Source organism: Burkholderia sp. 22088 (genome assembly GCF_052045915.1).
Taxonomy (GTDB): Bacteria; Pseudomonadota; Gammaproteobacteria; order Burkholderiales; family Burkholderiaceae; genus Burkholderia; species Burkholderia cepacia.
Genome location: NZ_JBQEPY010000032.1, coordinates 20615 through 44447, shown reverse-complemented (window position 1 = coordinate 44447; position 23833 = coordinate 20615). Strand labels below are relative to the sequence as shown.

The 23833-nt window shown below is 68.4% G+C and carries 21 protein-coding genes and 1 pseudogene; 17 read left to right on the top strand and 5 right to left on the bottom strand.

Annotated elements, in window-relative coordinates; all coding sequences use genetic code 11:
- Positions 1–2: 2 nt before the first annotated feature.
- Entirely contained in the window at positions 3–2072 is a 2070-nt protein-coding gene (locus tag ACTJLD_RS40040) for a bifunctional 2',3'-cyclic-nucleotide 2'-phosphodiesterase/3'-nucleotidase (protein ID WP_440661597.1), read from the bottom strand.
- 302 nt (positions 2073–2374) lie between these two features.
- On the opposite strand from ACTJLD_RS40040, the gene ACTJLD_RS40035 reads away from it, so the two are divergent.
- The 10 genes from ACTJLD_RS40035 to ACTJLD_RS39990 all read left to right on the top strand — a co-directional run bounded on the left by ACTJLD_RS40035 (position 2375) and on the right by ACTJLD_RS39990 (position 11566).
- Positions 2375–3499 (top strand): MlaE family ABC transporter permease, encoded by a 1125-nt coding sequence (locus ACTJLD_RS40035; RefSeq protein WP_027789023.1) that lies wholly within the window; start codon positions 2375–2377, stop codon positions 3497–3499.
- Positions 3496–4410 (top strand): ABC transporter ATP-binding protein, encoded by a 915-nt coding sequence (locus ACTJLD_RS40030; protein ID WP_021164214.1) that lies wholly within the window; start codon positions 3496–3498, stop codon positions 4408–4410. The genes ACTJLD_RS40035 and ACTJLD_RS40030 overlap by 4 nt, the downstream gene beginning before the upstream one ends.
- A gap of 18 nt (positions 4411–4428) precedes the next feature.
- Positions 4429–5358, top strand: coding sequence for an MlaD family protein (locus tag ACTJLD_RS40025; RefSeq protein WP_059687446.1), 930 nt, complete (start codon positions 4429–4431; stop codon positions 5356–5358).
- A 38-nt stretch (positions 5359–5396) separates the two neighbouring features.
- The gene (locus ACTJLD_RS40020) at positions 5397–6020 is read left to right on the top strand and encodes an ABC-type transport auxiliary lipoprotein family protein (RefSeq protein WP_440661594.1); all 624 of its coding nucleotides are present in this window, start codon (positions 5397–5399) and stop codon (positions 6018–6020) included.
- 19 nt (positions 6021–6039) lie between these two features.
- Positions 6040–7191 carry a VanZ family protein gene (locus ACTJLD_RS40015; RefSeq protein WP_060199480.1) on the top strand — a complete coding sequence of 384 codons (1152 nt, stop codon included), beginning with the start codon at positions 6040–6042 and terminating at the stop codon, positions 7189–7191.
- 317 nt (positions 7192–7508) lie between these two features.
- Entirely contained in the window at positions 7509–7826 is a 318-nt protein-coding gene (locus tag ACTJLD_RS40010) for a (2Fe-2S) ferredoxin domain-containing protein (protein ID WP_011694422.1), read from the top strand.
- 13 nt (positions 7827–7839) lie between these two features.
- Positions 7840–8484: an alpha/beta hydrolase gene (locus ACTJLD_RS40005; RefSeq protein WP_021157030.1), complete on the top strand. Its 645-nt coding sequence runs from the start codon at positions 7840–7842 to the stop codon at positions 8482–8484.
- Positions 8485–8972: 488 nt separating this feature from the next.
- The gene (locus ACTJLD_RS40000) at positions 8973–10283 is read left to right on the top strand and encodes a D-alanyl-D-alanine carboxypeptidase family protein (RefSeq protein ID WP_021157031.1); all 1311 of its coding nucleotides are present in this window, start codon (positions 8973–8975) and stop codon (positions 10281–10283) included.
- Between the two features lie 48 nt (positions 10284–10331).
- Positions 10332–11258: a D-amino acid aminotransferase gene (locus tag ACTJLD_RS39995; protein WP_027789029.1), complete on the top strand. Its 927-nt coding sequence runs from the start codon at positions 10332–10334 to the stop codon at positions 11256–11258.
- A complete protein-coding gene (locus tag ACTJLD_RS39990) occupies positions 11258–11566 on the top strand; it encodes an HP0495 family protein (protein WP_440661591.1) in 309 nt (102 codons plus the stop codon). The genes ACTJLD_RS39995 and ACTJLD_RS39990 overlap by 1 nt, the downstream gene beginning before the upstream one ends.
- Here ACTJLD_RS39990 and ACTJLD_RS39985 read toward each other — a convergent pair.
- Positions 11550–12536 carry a transcriptional regulator GcvA gene (locus ACTJLD_RS39985; protein WP_059697008.1) on the bottom strand — a complete coding sequence of 329 codons (987 nt, stop codon included), beginning with the start codon at positions 12534–12536 and terminating at the stop codon, positions 11550–11552. The two genes, ACTJLD_RS39990 and ACTJLD_RS39985, sit on opposite strands and share 17 nt — an antisense overlap.
- Positions 12537–12638: 102 nt before the next feature.
- On the opposite strand from ACTJLD_RS39985, the gene ACTJLD_RS39980 reads away from it, so the two are divergent.
- The 3 genes from ACTJLD_RS39980 to lipA all read left to right on the top strand — a co-directional run bounded on the left by ACTJLD_RS39980 (position 12639) and on the right by lipA (position 14793).
- Positions 12639–12965 carry a DUF2917 domain-containing protein gene (locus ACTJLD_RS39980; RefSeq protein WP_059697016.1) on the top strand — a complete coding sequence of 109 codons (327 nt, stop codon included), beginning with the start codon at positions 12639–12641 and terminating at the stop codon, positions 12963–12965.
- Between the two features lie 84 nt (positions 12966–13049).
- Positions 13050–13808, top strand: coding sequence for a lipoyl(octanoyl) transferase LipB (lipB, locus tag ACTJLD_RS39975; RefSeq protein WP_027789031.1), 759 nt, complete (start codon positions 13050–13052; stop codon positions 13806–13808).
- Positions 13801–14793: a lipoyl synthase gene (lipA, locus tag ACTJLD_RS39970; protein WP_011886137.1), complete on the top strand. Its 993-nt coding sequence runs from the start codon at positions 13801–13803 to the stop codon at positions 14791–14793. Before lipB ends, lipA begins: the two co-directional genes overlap by 8 nt.
- A 134-nt stretch (positions 14794–14927) precedes the next feature.
- Here the strand turns inward: lipA and ACTJLD_RS39965 are convergent, their stop codons facing one another.
- Positions 14928–15341 (bottom strand): hypothetical protein, encoded by a 414-nt coding sequence (locus ACTJLD_RS39965; RefSeq protein ID WP_272546113.1) that lies wholly within the window; start codon positions 15339–15341, stop codon positions 14928–14930.
- Positions 15342–15669: 328 nt separating this feature from the next.
- Here ACTJLD_RS39965 and tauA point away from each other — a divergent pair, with 328 nt between their 5' ends.
- The 3 genes and pseudogenes from tauA (at position 15670) to ACTJLD_RS39950 (ending at position 18486) form a co-directional block, all read left to right on the top strand.
- Complete coding sequence (gene tauA / locus ACTJLD_RS39960) at positions 15670–16686, top strand: taurine ABC transporter substrate-binding protein (RefSeq protein WP_124674408.1); 1017 nt, start codon at positions 15670–15672, stop codon at positions 16684–16686.
- A 38-nt stretch (positions 16687–16724) separates the two neighbouring features.
- Positions 16725–17521 (top strand): annotated as a pseudogene (locus tag ACTJLD_RS39955) (taurine ABC transporter ATP-binding protein).
- Positions 17521–18486 (top strand): ABC transporter permease subunit, encoded by a 966-nt coding sequence (locus ACTJLD_RS39950; protein WP_027789034.1) that lies wholly within the window; start codon positions 17521–17523, stop codon positions 18484–18486. Before ACTJLD_RS39955 ends, ACTJLD_RS39950 begins: the two are co-directional and overlap by 1 nt.
- Positions 18487–18537: 51 nt before the next feature.
- On the opposite strand, the gene ggt is transcribed toward ACTJLD_RS39950, so the two are convergent.
- Both ggt and ACTJLD_RS39940 read right to left on the bottom strand, forming a co-directional pair.
- On the bottom strand, positions 18538–20415 hold the full coding sequence (gene ggt / locus ACTJLD_RS39945) for a gamma-glutamyltransferase (RefSeq protein ID WP_049098519.1): 1878 nt from the start codon (positions 20413–20415) through the stop codon (positions 18538–18540).
- A gap of 71 nt (positions 20416–20486) precedes the next feature.
- Complete coding sequence (locus tag ACTJLD_RS39940; RefSeq protein WP_021157042.1) at positions 20487–21449, bottom strand: LysR family transcriptional regulator; 963 nt, start codon at positions 21447–21449, stop codon at positions 20487–20489.
- Between the two features lie 250 nt (positions 21450–21699).
- Between ACTJLD_RS39940 and ACTJLD_RS39935 the strand changes: the two genes are divergently transcribed.
- Positions 21700–23832 carry a 3-hydroxyacyl-CoA dehydrogenase NAD-binding domain-containing protein gene (locus tag ACTJLD_RS39935; RefSeq protein WP_060318561.1) on the top strand — a complete coding sequence of 711 codons (2133 nt, stop codon included), beginning with the start codon at positions 21700–21702 and terminating at the stop codon, positions 23830–23832.
- Position 23833 lies beyond the last annotated feature (1 nt).

Below are 23833 nucleotides of genomic sequence, written 5' to 3'. Positions count from 1 at the left end.
TCTCATTGCGTGAGGTCGATCTCGTAGGTGGCGAGGTTCTTGCCCGAGCCGTCGTCGGCCGCGACCTGCGTGATGCCGGTCAGGCCGGCCGCCGCCGCGTCGCCGAGGCGGTTCGGTGCGGACGCGAACTGCACGTGCGCGACCGAGCTCGCGAGCTTCGTGAAGCGCCAGCTGCGCTGCGCGCCGTCCGCCGTGCGCGTGATCGCGCCGCGCTTCTTGATGAACGCGATCAGCACGTCGCGGTTCGCATCGGGCGACGCGAAGATCGTCTTGCTGCCGTCGAGGCCCGGGAAGTTGCCGCCGCCGCTCGCGCGGTAGTTGTTGGTCGCGACGATGAACTGCGCGTTCGGGTCGATCGGCGCACCCTTGTACGTCAGGTTCCTGATCCGGCTGCCGACCGGCTGCGTGACGTCGATTTCATACGCGAGATCGGCCGACGTGAACATGTCGAAGTTGTAGCCGGGGAAGGTGCTGACGAGCGGCTGCACGGTCGCCTTGGTCGGGTCGATCCGGTTGAAGCGCTTCGCGGCGGTTTCGAGCCAGTTCTTCACGTCGGCGCCGCTGACCTTCACCGCATACACGGTGTTCGGATACAGGTACAGGTCGGCCGCGTTGTTGATCGCGAGCGCGCCCGGTGCGACGTCGGTGTAGTCGGTGCCGCCGCCGAAGCCGCTCTTGAACGGCGCGCTGACCGACAGCACCGGCAGCGACGCGTATTGCGGCAGGTTCGCCTGCACGTAGGTCTTCACGTAGTCGGCCTGCGCCTCGTTGACGATCTGGATCGCGCCCGGATCGCCGACATCGGCGAAGTACGAGTTCATCCGGTAGTCGGTCGAGCCGATCGGCGTCTTCACGTAGTCGATCGTCGCCTGGTGCTCGGCGGCGATCGCGGCGGAAACCGACGGATCGGCCGCCACGTAGCTCTTGTCGGCGTTCTGGATCGGCCGCGCCTCGACGGTCGTCTGCGACTTGTCGACACTCCACGTCTTGCCGTCGAACTTCAGGCCGAGCTTGATCACGCCGAGGTGCTTGCCCCAGTAGTTGGCCATCACGGTCGGCACGCCGTTGACGGTGCCCTTGACCTTGTCGACGCCCGGCAGGTTGAACTGCGACACGGTGCTGTTCGCGTCCGGGAACACCTGGTGCGAGTGGCCGATCAGCATCGCGTCGATGCCGGTCACCTTCGACAGCCACCAGCTGCCGTTCTCCATCGTCGGCGAATACGCGGAATTGTCGAGGCCGCCGTGCGAGATCGCGACGACGAGATCGGCGCCCTTCGCGCGCATCTCCGGAATGTACTTCTCGGCCGCTTCCTTCAGGCCGGTCGTGTAGACCTTGCCGTCGAGCCAGCGCTTGTCCCAGTTCATGATCGCGGGCGGCGTGAAGCCGATGATGCCGATCTTCACGGGCGCGCTGACCGTCTTGCCGTCCGGCGTCGTGGCGGTCACGGTGCGGGTCAGGATCGTGTACGGCGTGAACAGCGGCGCGTTGGTCTTCGCGCTGATCACGTTCGCGAGCACCTGCGGGAAGTTCGGGCCCGCGCATTTCTTCTGCTGGGCCGGCGCCGGCAGGCCGTCGACCTCGAACGTGTTGCCGGTCACCTGCGACAGGTACGGCAGCCCGTAGTTGAATTCGTGGTTGCCGATCCCGCCGCCGTCGAATTTCGCGGCGTTCATCACCTTGTAGATCGCGAGCGTCTGGTCGCAGCCGACCGGCTTCACGAGCGCCTGGTAGTCGGACAGCGCGGTGCCCTGGATCGTGTCGCCGTTGTCGAGCAGCAGCGTGTTCGGGTACTGCTTGCGCGCCTGCGCGATCAGCGTCGACACGCGTTCGAAGCCGAGCGAATTGTCGGCGGCGAGCTTGAAATAGTCGTACGACAGCACGTTGGTGTGCAGGTCGGTCGTCTCGAGCAGGGCGAGCGTGGCCGTCGTGCCGACGGGCGCCTGGGCTGCCGGCGGCGTCGACGGCGGCGAGTTGACGTCGTCGCCGCCGCAGGCGGCGAAGATGAAGGCGAGGCTGGCGAGCGCGGCGATGGCCGGCACGCGACGGCGGGAAAGCAGGGGGAGACGCATCGGTTGTCCTGTTCGGTGTTCTGTTTTATGAAACGCGAGGTGCGCAACGATTGGCGGCGCGGAGCGCCGACGGCCTGATGTGCGGCGCGAGAGAGTATCGAAAGGAAACGTGACGGAAGAATGAAAGGTGGTGACGTCGGCATCGGGCGGCGAGCGGCGGCTTCCCCGCGCACGCGGGGGCGGGCGCCCGGCCGCCCCCGGCTGCGCGCCCCGAGATCGCCGCCCGCACGGAAATCCTCACGTCGCGGCGCCGGGCGGTTCGCTACAATGGCCGCTGTCACCTTTTTGCAAACAACCTGCCCTTGGACTTCGAGACTCCTCCCGGCCTGTCGGTCGACGCCGGCGGCCAGGGCCAGACGGTGCGCCTGACCGGCCAGTGGACCGCGCTCTCGCTTGCACGCAATCGCGGCGCGGTGGCGCGCCGTGTCGCGAGCATCGCGTCCGGGCGCGTGAGCGAATGGGATCTGTCCGGCATCGAGCGGCTCGACCACGTCGGCGGCCAGGCGCTGTGGCGCGTGTGGGGCCGCAAGCTGCCGGACGGCGTCGCATTGAGCGCCACGCAGCGCACGATCTTCGAGCGCATCGAGCGGCTCGACAGCGAGCGCGAGGCGCCCGAGCGCGTCGTGCGCGTCGATCCCGTCACGCGGCTCGGCCAGGCGATCTTCCGGTTCGGCGAGCATCTGCAGGGCGGCATCGCGCTGTTCGGCCTCGTGATCCTCGATGCGCTGTCGGTGTTGCGCCGTCCGCAGACGATGCCGTGGAAGGAGACCTCCGCGAACATCTACAGCGCGGGCGCCCAGGCACTGCCGATCACCGCGCTCGTCGCGTTCCTGATCGGCATCGTGCTCAGCTACCTGTCCGCGCAGCAGCTGCAGATGTTCGGCGCGAACCGCTACATCGTGAACATCCTCGGGCTGTCGGTGATCCGCGAGCTCGGCCCGGTGCTGTCGGCCATTCTCGTCGCGGGCCGCTCCGGCTCGGCGATCACCGCGCAGATCGGCGTGATGCGCGTGACCGAGGAGCTCGACGCGATGCGCGTGATGGGCATCCCGCACGGGCTGCGGCTGATCCTGCCGCGCGTGCTCGCGCTCGGCGTCGCGATGCCGCTGCTCGTGATGTGGACCAACATCATCGCGCTGACGGGCGGCGCGCTCGCCGCGAAGCTCGTGCTCGGGATCGACGTCAACTATTTCGTGCGCTCGCTGCCGGGCGTCGTGCCGATCGCGAACCTGTACATTGGGGTCGGCAAGGGCGTCGTGTTCGGCATGCTGATCGCGCTGGTCGCCTGCCATTTCGGCTTCCGGATCAAGGCGAACTCGCAGAGTCTCGGCGAAGGCACGACCACGTCGGTCGTGACGTCGATCACGGTCGTGATCCTCGCCGACGCGGTGTTCGCGATCCTGTTCCAGAACGTGGGGCTCGGATGAACGCATCGAACGAAACGACCGCGCACGCCGCGGCCATCGGTGCCGGGTCGGTCGGCGAGCGGCCGGCCGCGGCGGCCGCTCCCGGCGATCTCGTGATCGAGGTGCGCAACCTGACCAAGCGCTACGGGCGCAACATCATTCACCAGAAGCTCGACTTCGACGTGCGGCGCGGCGAGATCGTGTCGATCGTCGGCGGCTCGGGCTCCGGCAAGACCACGCTCGTGCGGCAGATCCTCGGCCTCGAGCGGCCGACGTCGGGCACGATCAAGGTGTTCGGCGAGGATACGGCGACGATCGACGACGCGAGCGCGCGGATGATGCGCACGCGCTCCGGAATGCTGTTCCAGCAGGGCGCGCTGTTCTCGTCGATGACGGTGTTCGACAACGTCGCGCAGCCGCTGCGCGAGCTCGGCCGCGTGCCGCCGGACCTGCTGCACGACATCGTGATGCTCAAGCTCGAGATGGTCGGGTTGCCGTGCAAGCACGCGTCGAAGATGCCGGCCGCGCTGTCGGGCGGGATGGTCAAGCGGGTCGGCATCGCGCGCGCGATCGCGCTCGAGCCTGAGCTGCTGTTCCTCGACGAGCCGACGGCCGGCCTCGATCCGCAGGCGTCGGACGAATTCGTCGAGCTGATCGCGACGCTCCACCGCACGCTCGGGCTGACCGTCGTGATGGTGACGCACGATCTCGACACGATGGTCGCGCTGTCGACGCGCGTCGCGGTGCTGGCCGACCGCAAGGTGCTGGTCGCCGCGCCGGTGGAGGAGGCCGCGAACGTCGACCATCCGTTCATCCACGAATATTTCCTGGGGCTGCGCGGGCGCCGCGCATTGCAGGCGCTGCCGCCCGAGCGGCGCGCGAAGCTGCCGAAGGCGGCCCTCGAACCGGCGCTGTCGAGCGTCGAGCTGTAGGAACGAAGGAATCCGCGAATGGAAAACAAATCACATGCGTTCTGGGCCGGCCTGTTCACGATCGCGCTGACGCTCGCGATCGCGGGCACCGTGTTCTGGTTCAACGTCGACCGCACCGTGCGCGTGCCGTACGACCTGCTCGCGCGCACCAACGTGACGGGGCTGTTCCCGGACGCGGCCGTGCGCTTTCGCGGCCTCGACGTCGGCAAGGTGCAGTCGATCGGCTTCGACCGCGCGCACCCGGGGCAGATCCGGATCCGGATCCTCGTCGACCACGACGCGCCGATCACGCAGTCGACCTACGGCAGCCTCGGCTTCCAGGGCGTGACGGGGATCGCGTTCGTGCAGCTCGAGGACACGGGGCGCGACCTGGCGCCGCTGCCGTCGTCGCCGAAGGCGATCGCGCAGATCCCGATGCGGCCGAGCCTGTTCGACCAGATCCAGGAGCGCGGCGACGTGCTGCTGCGGCAGCTCGAACTGGCCGCGAAGAGCGCGAATGCGCTGATGTCGCCCGAGATGCGCGAGCAGTTGCGCGCGACCGCCGAAAGCCTGCAGCACGCGGCCGACGGTGCCGCCACGCTGACGAAGCAGCTCGGGCCGGCGGTCACCGCGCTGCCGGAAACGATGCACGAGGTGAACCGCGCGATGGCGTCGGCGAACACGCTGCTGCAGCCGAACGGGCCGCTCGTGTCGAACCTGAACAAGGCCGGCACGGCCGCCGAGCAGGTCGGCGTCGCGCTGAACGATCTCAACGCGCGCGTGCAGTACGACACGCTGCCGCGCTTCAACGCGCTGGCCGGCAGCGTCGGCGATGCGTCGCGGCAATTGAAGGACGTGGCCGGTGAACTTGGCCGCAACCCGCGCAGTCTGTTGTTCGGTTCGCCCGGCGCGGCGCCGGGGCCCGGCGAGCCGGGCTTCGTCTGGCCGGGCGCGACGGCCGGGCAGTGACACTCATCGAAACCGGAAACATCATGCAGGAACACGCCATGCCACGATTCCTTGACCGCGCGCTGCGTCCGGCCGCGGCCGCGCTTGCCGTGCTGACGCTGACGCTCGCGGCCGGCTGCGCGGGCAACAGCGCGGCGCTGTCGAATGTCCGCTACGACCTCGGGCCGGCCACGCAGGTCGCGACCGCGGGCTCGGCCCCCGCGCTGAAGGTGCTCGACGTCGTCGTGCCCGATGCGCTCGACTCCGACAAATTCGCGTACCGCCTCGCGTACGTGGACGCGCAGCACGTGGCCGTCTATCGCGACAGCCGCTGGACGGCACCGCCCGCACAACTGCTCACGCAGCGGCTGCGCGGCGCGCTGTCGTCGCGCGGCACGGTGCTCGAAGGGGCCGACGGCGTGCGCGCGCCGACCCTCAAGGTCGACCTGAACGAATTCGAGCAGGTGTTCGACGGCCAGTCGCAGAGCTACGGCGCCGTCACCGCGCGCGCGACGCTGACGCTGGACGGCAAGGTGCTCGGCCAGCGCACGTTCGTCGCGCGCGCGCCGTCGAGCACGCCCGACGCGGCGGGCGGCGCCCGCGCGCTCGCGGCGGCGAGCAACGAGCTCGTGTCGCAGATCGCCGCATGGGTCGGCGTCCAGGCGTACGCGGGCACGCCGTGACGCGTGCCGCGCAGCCGCGATGAGCGCGACCGGCACGCCTCGCGCATCGCCGCTCGCGCGGCAGGCCTTTGCCGCTTACGCGGCGCTCATCGTCTACGCGTCGCTGTATCCGTTCGCAGGCTGGGTGTCGCTCGGCATCGGGCCGTTCGACTACCTGTTCGCGCCGATGCAGCGCTACGTGACCGCATTCGACGTCGTCACGAACGTGCTCGGCTACCTGCCGTTCGGCGCGCTCGGCGTGCTCGCGCTGCACCCGCGCTGGCGCGGCGTGGCCGCGACGCTGATCGTGGCCGGGCTCGGCGTGCTGCTGTCGGGCGCGATGGAGGCGCTGCAAACCTACCTGCCGGCGCGCGTCGCGTCGAATCTCGATCTCGCGGCCAACGCGCTCGGCGCGCTGCTGGGGGCGGCGCTCGTCGCGCCGGCCACCGGTGCGCTGCTCGATCGCGGCGCGCTGCGCCGGCTGCGCTTCGCGTGGTTCGAGGACGACGGTGCGACGCCGCTGCTGCTCGCCGGGCTGTGGCCGTTCGCGATCCTGTTCCCGTCGCCGTTCCTGTTCGGCATCGGCGACTGGCCGGCCGCGCTGTGGGAGCGTGCCGACGCGTCGATGCAGGATGCGCTGCTCGCGTGGCTGCCGGCCACGTGGCGCGTGGGCGAATGGCCCGAGCGCGTCGACGGCTGGCTGTCCGACTCCGGGTGGGAGGCCGCGCTCGGTGGGCTGATGCTGTTCGCCGCGCTGGCGATCGCGTCGCTCGCGATGCGGCCGCGCGCGCCGCGCATCCGGCTGCTGATCGCGCTCGTCGCCGCGACGCTCGTGCTGAAGGCGGCCGCGACCTTCATGCAGTCGGCCACCGGCCTCGTCGTCGTGTGGGCGACGCCCGGCGCGCGGCTCGGGATCGAGCTCGGCTTCGCGGCCGCGCTTGTCGCGCTGCACGTGCCGGCGACGTGGCGTGCGACGCTGGCGGCGCTCGCGCTGCTGGCCGGCGTGGCGCTCGTGAACCTGCTGCCCGTCAACCCGTTCTTCGACTTCACGCTGTCGGGCTGGCGGCAGGGCCGCTACGTGCACTTCAACAGCCTCGCACGCTGGCTCGCGTGGATCTGGCCCTACGCGGCGCTGATCTGGCTCGGCCAGCGCGTCGAGCACGCGTGGCTGCCGGCCGTGCTGCGCCGCTGACGCGAAGGTTGCGGCGGTTACGCCGCGATGGCCGCGGCGGCACCGCGGGCAGCGGCGTGCGCCCCTCGTTATAATCGTCCGCACGAGTGCAGTGTTCGGCACCAATCGGCACTTGTGTGCGGCGCCTTCGCACCCGTGGCCGCGTTGCAAATCCTCGCGATGCCGCCAGGCATCGCTGCGGTTTGCGCGTTGCCGCGAGCACGAATCCGCCGGCACGCAAGCGCCGCCGGGCACCGAACACTACACGCCCGTTGCCCCGCGCAGCGGCAACCGCTCCTCTTTCCGCACGGCCTCGCGCCGGGCAGCTCGCCACCACCATGGATTCCTACTACCAGCACCACGTCTTCTTCTGCCTGAACCAGCGCGAACCGGGCGCCGAACGCCCGAGCTGCGCGCAATGCGACGCGCAGACCATGCAGGAATACGCGAAAAAGCGCGTGAAGGAGCTCGGCCTCGCGGGGCCCGGCAAGGTTCGCATCAACAAGGCCGGCTGCCTCGACCGCTGCGAGGAAGGGCCGGTGATGGTCGTGTATCCGGAAGGCACGTGGTACACGTACGTCGACCAGGCCGACATCGACGAGATCGTCGAATCGCACCTGCGCGACGGCAAGGTCGTCGACCGCCTGAAGATCTGAGCGGGCGGGCCGAATGAACGTTCACACGCAGAAGTCGCTGATCGCGGGCCCGGTCGGGCAGATCGAAATCGCGGTCGACCTCCCCGATGCCGTGCGCGAAGGCGGCGCCGCGCCGCGCGGCATCGCGCTCGTCGCGCATCCGCATCCGCTGTTCGGCGGCACGATGGACAACAAGGTCGCACAAACGCTCGCGCGCACGCTCGTGCAGTTGAACTACGTGGTGTTCCGGTCGAACTTCCGCGGCGTCGGCGCGACCGAGGGCGTGCACGACAACGGCACCGGCGAGGCCGACGACCTGCTCGCGGTGCTCGCGCACATGCGCGCGCAGCCCGCATACGCGGACCTGCCGCTCGTGCTCGCGGGCTTCTCGTTCGGCACCTTCGTGCTGTCGCACGTCGCGAAGCGGCTGCGCGACGCGGGCGAGACGATCGAACGGATGGTGTTCGTCGGCACGGCAGCGAGCCGCTGGCAGGTGGCCGACGTGCCCGAGAACACGCTCGTGATCCACGGCGAAACCGACGACACGGTGCCGATCGCGTCGGTGTACGACTGGGCGCGGCCGCAGGAACTGCCGGTCGTCGTGATCCCCGGCGCCGAGCATTTCCTGCATCGCAAGCTGCACGTGCTGAAACGCATCATCGTCGACGCCTGGCGCTAGCCGACGCGCGGGAGGCCGGCGTGACGCCGGCGGCCCGCACGGTGTTGCATGCACGCGCTCCGGCCGGCGCCGGATGCGCATTTTCCCTTTCGCGACATCGCGCCGCGGCGTGCGGCGCGACCCGACTTCTCCTTCGCCTGCGCACACCTTTCGCGCACCTTCGCGTGCGATGACATGCAGCTTGCCGACACCCCGCGCCCGATGAAGACGGACGGCGATCCTGCGCCAGGTTCGCGAAAACGCGCTGCGCGGCCACGTATAATGGCCGGATTCCGCGTCGCCCGCGGCCCGGCTGGGCCCATGCGGCGCTCGTTTCGCCGCCTGTCCGCCCGCTCGCGACGGCCGCGAACCGAACGCGTCCGCACGAGTCCAACCGGCGCGTTTCGCGTCGCCCGACGATTTCGGGCGAGTGCCCGAAACGCCCGCCGCCTTGCCGTTCAACCCTGCGCGTTTCGCACCGCACTTTCTGCCATCAGCCTGAATCGATCATGCGTCTGTCTTCCCAAGGCCTCAAGTCCCTCGCTTCCTCCATCGCCTTCGGCACCGCCGCGCGCAACGTCGCGCTCGGCGTGATGCTGCCTGTCGCGCTCGCGTCGACGATCGTCGTTGCCGAGGCCAAGCCGGCCGCCAAGGCCAAGGCCGCGCATGCGGCGCCGGCCGCCGAGCAGTTCACCGGCGCGCCCGCGACCTACATGCCGGGCGCAGTGCCGCCGCCGGGCGTGAATGCGCGCTCGTGGGTGCTCGTCGATGCGACCAGCAACACGGTGCTCGCGTCGGGCAATGCCGATGAGCGCGTCGAGCCCGCATCGCTGACGAAGCTGATGACGGCGTACCTCGTGTTCGAGGCGCTCGACAAGAAGAAGATCTCGATGGAGCAGATCGTCACGCCGAGCGAAGCCGTGCGCCGCGTCGGCCGCGACGAGTCGCGCATGTTCATCGAGGCGAACAAGCCGGTGTCGGTGCACGACCTCGTGTACGGGATGATCATCCAGTCGGGCAACGACGCCGCGATCGCGCTGGCCGAACTGGTCGGCGGCAGCGAAGGGCAGTTCGTCACGATGATGAACGACGAGGCGGCGCGCCTCGGCATGAAGGGCACGCACTTCGCCGACGTGAACGGCATGCCCGACCCGAACCACTACACGACGGCCGGCGACCTCGCGAAGCTGTCCGCCCACCTGATCCGCGATTTTCCGCAGTACTACAGCATCTTCTCGGAAAAGGAATTCAAGTACAACAACATCCGCCAGGGCAACCGCAACCGCCTGCTGTGGCTGGATCCGACGGTCGACGGCCTGAAGACGGGCCATACGCAGGCAGCCGGCTACTGCCTGATCGCGTCGGCGAAGCGCGCGATCCCGGGTGTGGACGGCCAGCGCCGCCTGGTGTCGGTGATGATGGGCGAGCAGAAGGAAAGCGAGCGCACGCAGGACAGCATGAAGATGCTGAACTACGGCTACAGCGCGTTCGATTCGGTGCGCCTGTTCAAGGGCGGCCAGGCGATGTCGACGCCGCGCATCTACAAGGGCAAGGAAAACACCGTGCAGGTGGGCGTGAAGGGCGACCAGTGGGCGACCGTGCCGCGCGGCCTCGGCGACAAGGTCAAGACGGAAGTCGACGTCAACGCGCCGCTGATCGCGCCGCTCGCGGCAGGCCAGCAGGTCGGCACCGTGAAGATCGTCGCCGACGGGAAGACGCTGTCCGAATTCCCGGTCGTCGCACTGCAGGCCGTGCCGGAAGCGGGTATCTTCGGGCGTATCTGGGACTCGATCCTGCTGATGTTCAGCAAGAAGAAGTAAGCACGACGGGCCTTTGTTTTCACGACTTCATCCCCATCTGTCATAGCCATGAGCCAAGCCGAATTCGAACCGATCGTCTACCTCAGCGTGTCGTCGCAGGAGGAAATGGTGCCGCTGTCGGAAGCCCGTGTACCGGTGCTCGACCGCGGGTTCATCTTCGGCGATGGCGTGTATGAAGTTGTCCCCGTTTATGCGCACGACGGCGCGCACGTGCCGTTCCGGATCGAGCAGCATCTGGCGCGGCTCGAGCGCAGCCTGAAGAAGATCGGCATCGCCAGCCCGCACGACGACGCGGGCTGGCGCGCGCTGATCGAGCGCGTCGTCGCGGCGAATGCCGAAGGGCTCGGCGACGGCAACGCGCTCGTCTACCTGCAGGTGACGCGCGGCGTCGCGAAGCGCGGCCACGCGTTCCCGGCGAACGCGGTGCCGACGGTGTTCGTGATGACGAGCCCGCTGCGCCTGCCGTCCGCCGACGAACGCGCGCAGGGCGTGCGCTGCGTGACGGCCGAGGACCGCCGCTGGCTGCATTGCGACATCAAGTCGATCTCGCTGCTCGGCAACGTGCTGATGGCGCAGCATGCGGCCGAACGCGATGCGTTCGAGACGCTGCAGCTGCGCGACGGCAACCTGACGGAAGGTTCGTCGTCGAACGTGTGGATCGTGAAGAACGGCGAGCTGCTCGCGCCGCCGCGCAGCAACAAGATCCTCGAAGGGATCCGCTACGCGCTGATCGAGGAGCTGGCCGACGAATGCAAGATCCCGTTCGTCGCGCGCGAGATCAGCGAAGTGGAATTGCGCGCGGCCGACGAGATCATGATCACGTCGGCCACGAAGGAAGTGCTGCCCGTTACGTCGCTCGACGATCTGCCCGTCCATGGCGGCAAGCCGGGCCCCGTATTCGCGGCGTTGTATGACGCGTACCAGCGTGCGAAGGCACGCGAGTTTGAACAGTTTGACCTAACCCGGAGAAAATGATGAGCGAACCGACCAAAACCATCGAGGTGACCGGCGCGATCGATACCCGGAAGGAGTCGCTGCTGGAGTTTCCGTGCGATTTCCCGATCAAGATCATGGGCAAGGCGCACCCCGAGTTCAAGGACACGATCTTCAAGGTCGTGGCCGTTCACGACAACGAGATCGACGTCGAGAAGATCGAGGAGCGTGCGTCGAGCGGCGGCAATTACACGGGCATCACGATCACCGTGCGGGCGACCAGCCAGGAACAGCTCGACAACATCTACCGCGCACTGACCGGCCATCCGATGGTCAAGGTCGTACTTTAAGCGCCTTCCATCCTCCTTCCTGCGCGCACTCGGCGGGGGTCTTCCCCGCCGCGCGCCGCGCGTCCAGCTCGTCGCACAGCCGCTTGTATTCGGCGACTTCCTCAAGCAGCCAGGTCCTGAACGCCTGCACGCGCGGCGCGTTCAGCAGCGGCGGCGGACACACGAAAAAATAGTGCCACGGGCTCGGCCCGTCGATGTCGAACAGGCGCACGATGCGCCCGTCGAGCAGGTCGTGCACCGCGAGCGAGCGGCGCACGAGCGCGATGCCCTGGCCGTCGATCGCGGCCAGCAGCAGGTTCGACGAATCCTGGTACAGAATCCCCCGTTTCGGCTCGGTCAGCGTCTTGAGTCCGGCCGCGTCGAACCACGGCCGCCACAGCTCGTCGTCCGAGCGCAGCAGGTTGTAGTGCACGAGATCGGCGGGCGTTTGCGGCAGCTTGCCGCCGTTCAGCGTCGGCGCGCACGCCGGAAAGAACACTTCGTCGAACAGCGGCTCGACATGCAGCCCCGGATAACTGCCGTGGCCGAAGCGGATCGCGAGATCGACGTCGTCGCGCGCGAAATCGGTGAGCGAGTTGGTCGACTGCAGCTCGACGTCGATTTCCGGATGCCGTTCGATGAACGAGCCGATGCGCGGCGTGATGAAGCGCGCGGCGAACGACGACAGCATCGACACCACGAGCCGCCGGTCGCGGTCGCTCGCGCGCACGTCGCGCGTCGCGTCGGCGATGACCATCAGCGCGGTGCGGATCTGCTGCGCGTAGCGCATGCCGGCGTCGGTCAGGCACAGCCGCTTGCCGTTGCGCGTGAACAGCTGCACGCCGAGCTCTTCCTCGAGCGCGCGCACCTGGTGGCTGACCGCGCCGTGCGTGACGTACAGCTCGTCGGCGGCGCGCGAGAAATTCTCGTGACGGGCGGCGGCTTCGAACGCGCGAATCGCGTTCAGCGCAGGCAGCTGGCGGAGGTCCATTTGCTAATTTTCCTCACATCGACGTGAAAATTGGTCGTTTTGTCGGACGCCTTGAAGTGACTACGATTGTAGCCATCGAAGCACTTATTGGCGGAGTCGATCATGCAAGAAATTTCTTCAAGCATCACGTTCGAAATCCCGATGGGCGAAACCGTGCCGTTGAAGGTACAACGCAGCACGCGGCTGGTGGTGCAGTGCGGGCCGGTGTGGGCGACGCGCAGCAACGACGTCGACGATTACTTCCTGGTCGACGGCGAGACGCTGAAGCTGCGCCGCGGCGAGCGGCTGTGGCTCAGCGCGGAAGGCCGGGAGGGCGCGCGCGTGGCGTTCTCGGTGTCGCGGCCGCCCCGGGAAGTCGCGCTCGGCGGGCTGGCACGGCTGCGCGAACGCGTGAGCGCGCTGCTCCACGACGGATGGCGCACCGTCTGACCATCATTTCCTCCGACGGATACCGGCGATCCGTCCCCCCTCCGAGGCCGGCGAGACCGACGGGTTTTCGGTAAACTACCGCCCATGTCCGTTTCGCCGGTTTCCATCGTGTCCACGCCTGTTGCCGTTTCCGCATCGCCCGCCGGGTCCCCGGATCAGCCGGCCCCGCCGGTCACCGTGCGGTGGCGGGGCGTCGAGACTTACGAGACGAGCTTCGACGCGATGCGCGCGTTCACCGACACGCGCACGGCCGACACCGGCGACGAGATCTGGCTGGTCGAGCATCCGCCCGTCTACACGCTCGGCCAGGCCGGCGACCCGGCCCACCTGCTGGTGGCCGACAGCGGCGTGCCGCTCGTGAAGGTCGACCGCGGCGGGCAGATCACCTACCACGGCCCCGGCCAGATCGTCGCCTACCTGCTGCTGGACCTGCGCCGGCGCAAGCTGATGGTGCGTACGCTCGTGACGAAGATCGAGGAGGCCGTGATCGAAACCCTCGCGGCGTATAATCTCGCTTCGGTCCGCAAGGCGGGCGCGCCCGGGATCTACGTGGCGTCCGGCGCGCACGAGGGCGCGAAAATCGCGGCCCTCGGCCTGAAGATCCGCAACGGCTGCAGCTATCACGGGCTGAGCCTGAACGTGAAGATGGATCTGCGCCCGTTTCTTGCGATCAACCCGTGCGGCTATGCCGGACTGGAAACTGTCGACATGGCGAGCCTCGAGGTTGCCGCCGACTGGAACGACGTCGCCCATACGCTGGTGCGCCGTCTGATCGCCAACCTCGACGGCGCATCCGCGGCCGCCGACAAGCCGCAGGCACTGGAACAACATTCGAATGACTGACGTTACCGCTTCCCCCGCACCGGCCGATCCGGCCGCGACCCCTGCCTACGATCCGACCGCCAAGCAGAAGGCGCAGGCGAAGACGGCGCGCATCCCGATCAAGGTCATTCCGATCGAAAAGCTGAAGAAGCCCGAGTGGATCCGCGTGAAGGCGGCCACCGGCAGCTCGCGCTTCAACGAGATCAAGACGATCCTGCGCGAGCACAACCTGCATACGGTGTGCGAGGAAGCGAGCTGCCCGAACATCGGCGAATGCTTCGGCAAGGGCACCGCGACGTTCATGATCATGGGCGACAAGTGCACGCGCCGCTGCCCGTTCTGCGACGTCGGCCACGGCCGTCCCGATCCGCTCGACGCGGATGAACCGAAGAACCTCGCGCGCACGATCGCCGCGCTGAAGCTCAAGTACGTGGTGATCACGAGCGTCGACCGCGACGACCTGCGCGACGGCGGCGCCGCCCATTTCGTCGAGTGCATCCGCGAAACGCGCGCGCAGTCGCCGGACACGCGCATCGAGATCCTGACGCCGGACTTCCGCGGCCGTCTCGACCGCGCGATCTCGATCCTGAACGCCGCGCCGCCGGACGTGATGAACCACAACCTCGAAACGGTGCCGCGCCTGTACAAGGAAGCGCGCCCGGGTTCGGACTACGCGCACTCGCTGAAGCTCCTGAAGGACTTCAAGGCGCTGCATCCGGACGTCGCGACGAAGTCGGGCCTGATGGTCGGCCTCGGCGAGACCGAAGAGGAAATCCTGCAGGTGATGCGCGACCTGCGCGCGCACGACGTCGACATGCTGACGATCGGCCAGTACCTGCAGCCGTCGGAGCACCACCTGCCGGTGCGCGCGTACGTGCATCCCGATACGTTCAAGATGTACGAGGAAGAGGCGTACAAGATGGGCTTCACGCACGCGGCCGTCGGCGCGATGGTGCGGTCGAGCTATCACGCCGACCTGCAGGCGCATGGGGCAGGGGTGGTCTGAGCGTCGCGTTCGCGCGGCAGTCTCATGCAGTCGAAAAAAGCCCGCAGCGATGCGGGCTTTTTTGCTTTTTGTCCGGAGATATGGCGAAGCCGCGGTTTTCGAATCAAGCGATCGAAACATGCGTCCACCTATGTTTATCCGGGCTCTAATTGATCCGTCGTCACCCAGCCTTGGCATTTCTTCTCTTCATAACAAAGCGCGGCAATCTGCCACCGATCGTCGCTGATTATCCATAGCTCCAGGAAATCAAACCGGCTAAGTATCCTTCCGTCACGTTGCATCGAGCCAGTTCCTGAAATCGATGCCCAAAGCCGGCCTTCTTGGAATTCCGTGATCTCATCACGAACATGCAACGCAAAACCGCGCCAAGTTTTTTCGGACAGGTGCCGTTGTATAGACGATATTTGTTGGAGCCTGGTTAGTATCCGGTTTCCTCGCTTGACGAAGAAATGAGGGCTCTCTACAAAATTTAGTTGATCAATGTCGCCGTTCACGTAGGCATCGATCCAGACATCCCTCATTTCCAGTAAGCCGTACTTGGTATTCATGGAGCTCTATTGGATGGTAATTGAGGAGGCGATCCTCCCGGTTCGATATGGAAAACTAACGTTCTCTTTGGCGAATTGATATGGGACTTGTATGAAATGTTGCACGCTTGAAGTAGCGTGCAGGATTCCAGCGGGTGGTCAAGGGAGAACGGTGAGGGCATGTTTTCATGCGCCAATTGCTGCTCGATCGTCGCCTCCATTCACTCGAGCATGGAAAGCAAAGCTGAAACGGCATCGATAGCTTCGCAGGATAAGTTCGCTCCCGCCGCGCGCAAAGCTCCTATAGTCGGCTCTCCCGCAGCAATGCCCGCATTCGAAGGAGAGCCGCATGTCCCGTTTCAGCTTCATCCGCCGCGCCGTCGTCGCGCTGACCGCCTTTGCCGCGCTGGGCGCGGCGCACGCCGAATCGCGCGAAGTCGTGATCGCGTACCAGGACATGGTCGTGCCGTGGCGCTATGCGCAGGCGAGCGGTGAAGTCGAAAAGGCGACCGGCTACAAGGTCACGTTCCGCAAGCTCGACAGCGGCGCCGACGTGATCCGTGCGCTCGCATCGGGCTCCGTGCAGCTCGGCGAAGCCGGCTCGAGCCCGATCGCGGCCGGGCTGTCGCAGGGGCTCGACATCTCGCTGTTCTGGGTGCTCGACAACATCAACGACGCCGAGGCGCTCGTCGCGCGCAACGGTTCGGGCGTCACCAACATCGCCGCGCTGAAGGGCAAGAAGATCGGCGTGCCGTTCGTGTCGACGTCGCATTTCCATACGCTCGTCGCGCTGCAGGCCGCGGGCGTCAATCCGAACGACGTGAAGATCGTCAACCTGCGTCCGCCCGAAGTCGCGGCTGCGTGGGCGCGCGGCGACATCGACGCGACCTACATCTGGGATCCGGTGCTCGCGAAGGTCAAGCAGTCGGGCACCGTGCTCACGACGTCGGGCCAGGTTGCGAAGGAAAGCGGCAAGGCGACCTTCGACGGCTTCGTCGTGAGCCGCAAGTTCGCGCGCGAGAACCCCGAGTTCGTCACGCGCTTCGTGAAGGTGCTCGCGGCCGCCGATGCCGACTATCGCGCGCACGCTGCCGCGTGGAAGGTCGGCTCGCCGCAGGTCGCGGCGGTCGCGAAGGTGTCGGGCGCGAACGCGCAGGACGTACCGGCCAGCCTCGCGCTCTACGCGTTCCCGACGCCGGCCGAGCAGGCGTCGCCGACGTGGCTCGGCGGCGGTGCGCAGTCGGGCGCCGCGAAATCGCTCGCGGCCACGGCCACGTTCCTCAAATCGCAGGGCACGATCCAGACGGTGCTCGCCGACTACTCGGTCGGCGTCGATCCGCAGTTCGTGCAGAAGGCGGCGCGCTGAGCGCGGCCACTCAGCCCACCCGTCGCGGAGTCCTGAACATGAGCACGCTGGAAGTCCGTCAGGTATCGGTCGACTATCCGGGCGAACGCGGCCGGCCGACGACGCAGGCGCTCGCGCGCGTCGACCTGCGCATCGAGGCCGGTGAATTCGTCGTCGCGCTCGGCGCGTCCGGCTGCGGCAAGACAACGCTGCTGAACTGCATGGCCGGCTTCGTCGCGCCGACGACGGGCGACGTGCGCGTCGACGGCGTGCCGGTCACGGGCCCCGGCGCCGATCGCGGTGTCGTGTTCCAGAAATACGCGCTGCTGCCGTGGCTCGACGTGCTCGACAACGTCGCGCTCGGGCTGCGCTTCGCACGCGTGTCGAAGGCCGAACGCGAAGCGCGGGCGCGGGAGATGCTCGCGCTCGTCGGCTCGACAAGCACGCGCATGCGCGCGTGTACGAGCTGTCGGGCGGGATGCAGCAGCGCGTCGGCATCGCGCGCGCGCTCGCGAGCGACCCGCGCGTGCTGCTGATGGACGAGCCGATGGGCGCGCTCGACGCGATGACGCGCGGCACGATGCAGGCGCTCGTGCTCGACGTATGGGCACGCACCGGCAAGACGGTGTTCTTCATTACGCACGATGTCGAGGAGGCGCTGTTTCTCGCGACGCGCCTCGTCGTGATGACGCCCGGCCCCGGCCGGATCGCGGAAACCTTCGAACTGCCGTTCGCGCGCCGCTACGTCGAATCGCGCGATGCGCGCGCGGTGAAGTCTTCACCGGATTTCATCGCATGGCGCGAACGGCTGATCGCGTACCTGCATCGCGACGAGGCCGCCGAGGCGGCGGCGTGATGCACGAACTCGCGCGACAGGGCGCGTCGGTCGGACGCGGTCGGATCAGCACCTTGCACAGGCAGGACAGCATGAGCACGCAGGATTCTTGGGCGGCCGATCGCACGGCCGCGGAGCCCGGGCAGGATCAACGCGCGACGCAACGGCGTCACGCGGCGCGTCCGGCTCGCGCATCGCATCGCTACCGGCTGCCGGGGCAGGGGAAGACGGCCGGGCTGAGCGCGGCGACGGTCGCGGCACTGGCACTGCTGTGGTGGGTCGCGACCCATCGCCAGTGGCTGCCGCCGCTGTTCCTGCCCGCGCCGGAAGCCGTGTGGACGGCATTCGTCGACGCGTGGCACGGCCGCATCCAGGGCGGCCTGCCGTTGTCCGAGCATTTGTTGTGGAGCGCCGCGCGCGTGTTCGGCGCATTCCTGCTCGCGACCGCGATCGGCGTGCCGGCCGGCATCCTGATGGGCGTGAGCCGCATCGCGCGCGGCGTGCTCGATCCGCTGCTGGAGTTTTACCGGCCGCTGCCGCCGCTCGCGTACCTGCCGCTCGTCGTGATCTGGTTCGGCATCGACGAAACGGCGAAGCTCGTCGTGATCTTCCTCGCGTGCTTCGCGCCGATCGCGATGGCGGCCCGCGCCGGCGTGCGCGCGGCGACGGTCGAGCAGATCAACGCCGCGTATTCGCTCGGCGGGAGCTTCGCGCAGATCGTGCGCCACGTGGTGCTGCCGGCCGCGCTGCCGGAGATCCTCACCGGGCTGCGGATCGCGATCGGCTTCGGCTGGACGACGCTCGTCGCGGCCGAGATGGTCGCCGCGACAGCCGGGCTCGGGCAGATGGTGCTCAACGCATCGAGCTTCCTGCGCACCGATATCGTCGTGATGGGCATCCTGATCATCGGCGCGATCGCTTGGCTGTTCGACCTCGCGATGCGGTGGGTCGAGCGGCGGATCGTGCCGTGGAAGGGAAGGGGCTGACGCCACGCAGGCGCGCGGACGACGTCCGCGTGCCGCCACGGCCCGCCACCCTCACTCTCCCATCGCGATCCCTTCCCGCCGCGGATCCGCCCCGCCGAACCACACCGTCTGCCCCTGCACGTTCAGCCGCTGGATTCCCTGCAGCCCCGAGTTCATCTCGACCACCCGCACGTCGTGCCCGCGGCCCTTCAGCCCGTCGGCGAGCGCATCGGACACGCGGCCGCGTTCGAGTTGCGTCGGCCCGTTCATCGACCCGAAGTTCGGCAGCGCGATCGCCTGCTGCATCGTCATCCCCCAGTCGAGCACGCCGACCAGCGTCTTCGCGACGTGATTGATGATCGCGGGGCCGCCGGCCGAGCCGACGATCATCGTCACCTGCTTCGTCTTCTTGTCGAACACGAGCTCCGGCGACATCGCCGAGCGCGGCCGCTTGCCGGGCTGCACGCGGTTCGCGACCGGCCGGCCGTTGTCGTTCGACACGAACGAGAAATCGGTGAGCTGGTTGTTCAGCATGAAGCCGCGCACCATCAGCCGCGAACCGAACGCATCCTCGATGCTCGTCGTCATCGACAGCGCCTGGCCGTAGCGGTCGACGATCGCGATGTCGGAGGTCGACGGCAACTCGGGGCTGCGGTCGTCGGCCATCGCGAGCGTCGCGCCCTGCGGCGTGCCGGCCTGCGCGACGCCCATGCTGCTGTCGCCGATCAGGTGCGCGCGCTGCGCGAGATAGGTCTTGTCGGTGAGGCTCGCCCAGCTGCCGCCCGGCAGCGGCACGAAATCGGGATCGGCGACATAGCGCGCGCGGTCCGCATACGCGAGCCGCCCGGCTTCGCTGAACAGGTGTGCGGCGAACGGCGTCGGCTCGTAGCCAACGTCGTTGCGCACCGGCTTCTGCGCGCCGATCTGCTGCCAGTCGGGCATCGCTTCGAGGATGCCGAGCATCTGCGCGATCGCGAGGCCGCCCGACGACGGCGGCGGCATCCCGCACACCACCGAGCGCCGGTAATCCGCGCACAGCGGCGCGCGCACCTTCGCCTTGTAGCGCGCGAGATCCTGGAGCGACAGCAGGCCCGGGTTGGTCGGGTGCCTGCGCACCTTCGTGACGATGTCGCGCGCGATCGCGCCGCTGTAGAACGCGTTCGCGCCGCGGTCGGCGACTTGTCGCAGCACGGTCGCGAGCGCCGGGTTCTTCAGCACCGTGCCGGCCGCCTTCGGCGTGCCGTCCGGGTTGTAGAAGTACGCGCGCGCGGCCGGGTCGTTCTTCAGGTACTTGTCGTTCGCGATCAGCGTCGCGAGCCGCGGGCTGATCGTGAAGCCGCGCTCGGCGAGCCGGATCGCGGGCTGGAACAGCCGGCGCCACGGCAGCTTGCCGTGCGCACGGTGCGCGGCGTCGAGCATGCGCAGCACGCCCGGCGTGCCGACCGAGCGCCCGCCGACGACACCTTCGTAGAAGCTCATCGGCTGGCCGGTCGGCCCGTAGAACAGGCGGTCGGTCGCGGCGGCCGGCGCGGTTTCGCGGCCGTCGTACGCCTGCGTCGCCTTGCCGTCGAAGTACAGCAGGAACGCGCCGCCGCCGATTCCCGACGATTGCGGCTCGACGAGCGCGAGCACCATCTGCGTGGCGATCGCCGCGTCGATCGCGGTGCCGCCCGCCTTCAGCATGTCGTAGCCGGCCTGCGTCGCGAGCGGATTCGCGGCCGCGATCATGAAGTGCTGAGAGGTCCAGCCCGGCTTGTCGGTCCAGCCGGACGACAGCTCGGGCGCATGGACGCCGGGCAGCGGCACGGCGGCACCCGATGCGGCGGCGACGGGCACCACCGCGCCCGACGGCGGCGTGGACGGGGACGTGCAGCCGGCGTTGAACGCGACGAGCGCGACGGCGGCGAGCAGCGTCCAGGAGCGCGAATGCGGACGAATCCGGTCGAACATTGAACCCTCGGCAGCAGTGAATTCGAAGGAGGCGACGATGCCGGCGCAACGCGGCTGCCCGCCCCGGCGCGCTATTGTCGCCGCGCGGCCGGCGGGTTGTCACCCGACAGGAAACCCTGACGCATCGCGCCGGGCCCGCCCCGGCCGGTCTTTCCGGCCTGTTCGAGGATGAACTCTATGAACGTCGACGTCGCGCGCGTGTGGTGCCGGTTCGGCATGTAGAGCATGTACATGTGCGTGCCGAAGATGCTGAGCCGGTACGCGTCGAGCGACGTGACGACCGTGCCGCGCCGGATGTCGTCCTGCACCACGTAGTCGGGCACGATGCCGACGCCGATCCCGCCGAGGATCGCCTGCCGCAGGAACAGGAAGTTCTCCGAAATCAGCGTGGGCTCGAGCAGCACCTCGTGGCGCTCGTCGCCGAGATACGCGGCGATCCTGAGCTGCCGGCCCATCACCGTCGCGGTGACGACGGGGGAGGCCGACAACGCGCCGAGGCTCGCCGGCATCCCGTGCTCGGCCGCGAACGCGGCCGATGCGCACGCGACGTAGCGCACCGCGCCCATGTCGCGCGCGACGAGGTTCTGCGGCGGCTCGGGCATCACGCGCACGGCGATGTCGATTTCGTCGCGCATCAGGTCTTCCACGCGGTTCTCGAACACGACGTCGAGCACGATGCCCGGATGCAGCCGCTTGAACGCGAGCAGCCAGTCGGACATCACCATCTGCCCGTAGCCGCTCGGCACCGACAGCCGCACGCGGCCCTGCAGGTCCTGGCCGAGCGTCGTCACCGATTCCTGCGCGGCGAGCAGTTCGTTGCGGATGCGCCGCCCGTGCTCGTACAGCTTCAGCCCGATTTCGGTCGGCTCGATGCGCCGCGTCGTGCGCCGCACGAGCTGCTGGCCGATCGAGCGCTCGAGCTGGTTCAGCCGGTAGCTGACGTTCGCGCGGCTCATCTTGAGCCGCTGCGCGGCCTTGCTGAGATTGCCGGCGTCGAGGATCTCGACGAGCAGCGTCAGCGCGTTCAGGTCCATGCGTCGCGTCTCCTGATCCGTCCCGTTTAACGGTCGGAAAGCATTCAGTGTCAAGTCAGACTTGACAGCTTGTAAAAGCGGGAGGGAATTGTCAATGAATCTCGATCAATCGAGAATCGGGTCATGCCCGGCGTACGGCCGGATCTTGTCCCGCTTCGTGCGGGACCGGGGCAGGCGCCCCGGCGCCGCTCGCGTGGCCGCGAGCTACGAACCGGCGTCGACGCGCCTGCCGCCGCGTCAAGGAGACACGATGAACTCACCTGCTTCCCCCACCGGCCCGGCCGGCACCGTCACGCGCGAGCGGCGCGACAAGGTGCTCGTCGTCACGATCGACCATGCGCCCGTCAACGCGCTGTCCGCCGACGTGCGGCGCGGCCTCGCCGACGCGCTCGACGCCGCGCAGGCCGACGACGCGATCCGCGCGGTGCTGATCGTCGGCGCCGGCCGCAACTTCATCGCGGGCGCCGATATCCGCGAATTCGGCAAGCCGCCCGTGCCGCCGTCGCTGCCCGACGTGTGCGAGCGGATCGAGTCCAGCGCGAAGCCGGTCGTGGTCGCGCTGCACGGCGCGACGCTCGGCGGCGGCCTCGAAGTCGCGCTCGCCGCGCATTACCGGCTCGCGGTGCCCGGCGCGAAGCTCGGGCTGCCCGAAGTCACGCTCGGCCTGCTGCCCGGCGCGGGCGGTACGCAGCGCGCGCCGCGCCTGATCGGCGCGAAGGCCGCGCTCGACCTGATGCTGACGGGCCGCCACGCGAGCGCGGACGAAGCGCTCGCGCTCGGCCTCGTCGACCGCGTCGCACACAGCGACGACACGCTCGCCGAAGGCCTCGCCTACGCGCAGGAACTCGTGTCGCTCGGCGCACCGGTGCGCCGCACGCGCGACGCGCAGGGGCTGGCCGACCGTGCGGCCGCGCAGGCCGCGATCGACGCGGCACGGGCCGATCTGCCGAAGAAGTCGCGTGGCCTTTTCTCGCCCGCGAAGATCGTCGACGCGGTCGAGGCCGCGCTCACGCAGTCGTTCGACGCGGGGATGAAGCTCGAACGCAGCCTGTTCCTGCAGTGCATCGACAGCCCGCAGCGCGCGGGCCTCGTGCACGCCTTTTTCGCGGAGCGTGAAGCGGCGAAGGTGCCTGAGGCGCGTCGCGCGAGCGCGCGGCCGGTCGAGCGGATCGGCGTGGTAGGCGGCGGCACGATGGGCGCGGGCATCGCGGTCGCGGCGCTCGATGCCGGGCTGCCGGTGACGATGATCGAACGCGACGAAGCGTCGCTCGCGCGCGGCCGCGCGCACGTCGAGAAGGTGTACGACGGCCTCGTCGCGAAAGGGCGGATGACACCGGCCGCGCACGCCGCGCGGCTCGCGCGTTTCAAGGGCAGCACGTCGTACGACGCGCTCGCCCAGGCCGACGTCGTGATCGAGGCCGTGTTCGAGGACATGGCCGTGAAAAAGGCCGTGTTCGCCGAACTCGCGCGCGCGTGCAAGCCGGGTGCGGTGCTCGCGACCAACACGTCGTATCTGGACATCGACGAGATCGCCGCGAGCATCGACCGGCCGGCCGACGTGATCGGCCTGCATTTCTTCTCGCCGGCCAACGTGATGAAGCTGCTCGAGATCGTCGTGCCGGCGCGCGTGAGCGCCGAAGTGGTCGCGACCGCGTTCGCGCTCGCGAAGCAGTTGAAGAAGACGCCGGTGCGCGCCGGCGTGTGCGATGGCTTCATCGGCAACCGGATCCTCGCCGTCTATCGCACGGCGGCCGACTACCTGATGGAAGACGGCGCGTCACCGTACCAGATCGATCGCGCGGTGCGCGAATTCGGCTTCCCGATGGGGCCGTTCCAGGTCGTCGACCTCGCCGGCGGCGACATCGGCTGGGCGACCCGCAAGCGCCGCGCGGCGACGCGCGACCCGCGCGCGCGCTACGTGGAGATTTCCGACCGGCTGTGCGAGCGCGGCTGGTTCGGGCAGAAGACGGCGCGCGGCTACTACCTGTATCCGGACGGCGCGCGCGTCGGCACGCCGGACCCGGAAGTCGAGGCGATCGTCGCGCAAGAGCGCGCGAAGAAGGGCATCGCGCCGCGCACGTTTACCCACGACGAGATCATGCGCCGCTACCTCGCGGCGATGATCAACGAAGGCGCGAACGTCGTGCACGAGAAGATCGCGCTGCGCCCGCTCGACGTCGACGCGGTGTTCCTGTACGGCTACGGCTTCCCGCGTTATCGCGGCGGCCCGATGCATTACGCGGACACGGTCGGCCTCGCGAACGTGCTCGCCGATATCCGCGCGTTCGCGAAGGAAGATCCGCTGTTCTGGAAGCCGTCGCCGCTGCTCGTCGATCTCGTCGCGCGCGGCGCGGATTTCGCGAGCCTGAACCGCCTCGACTGAA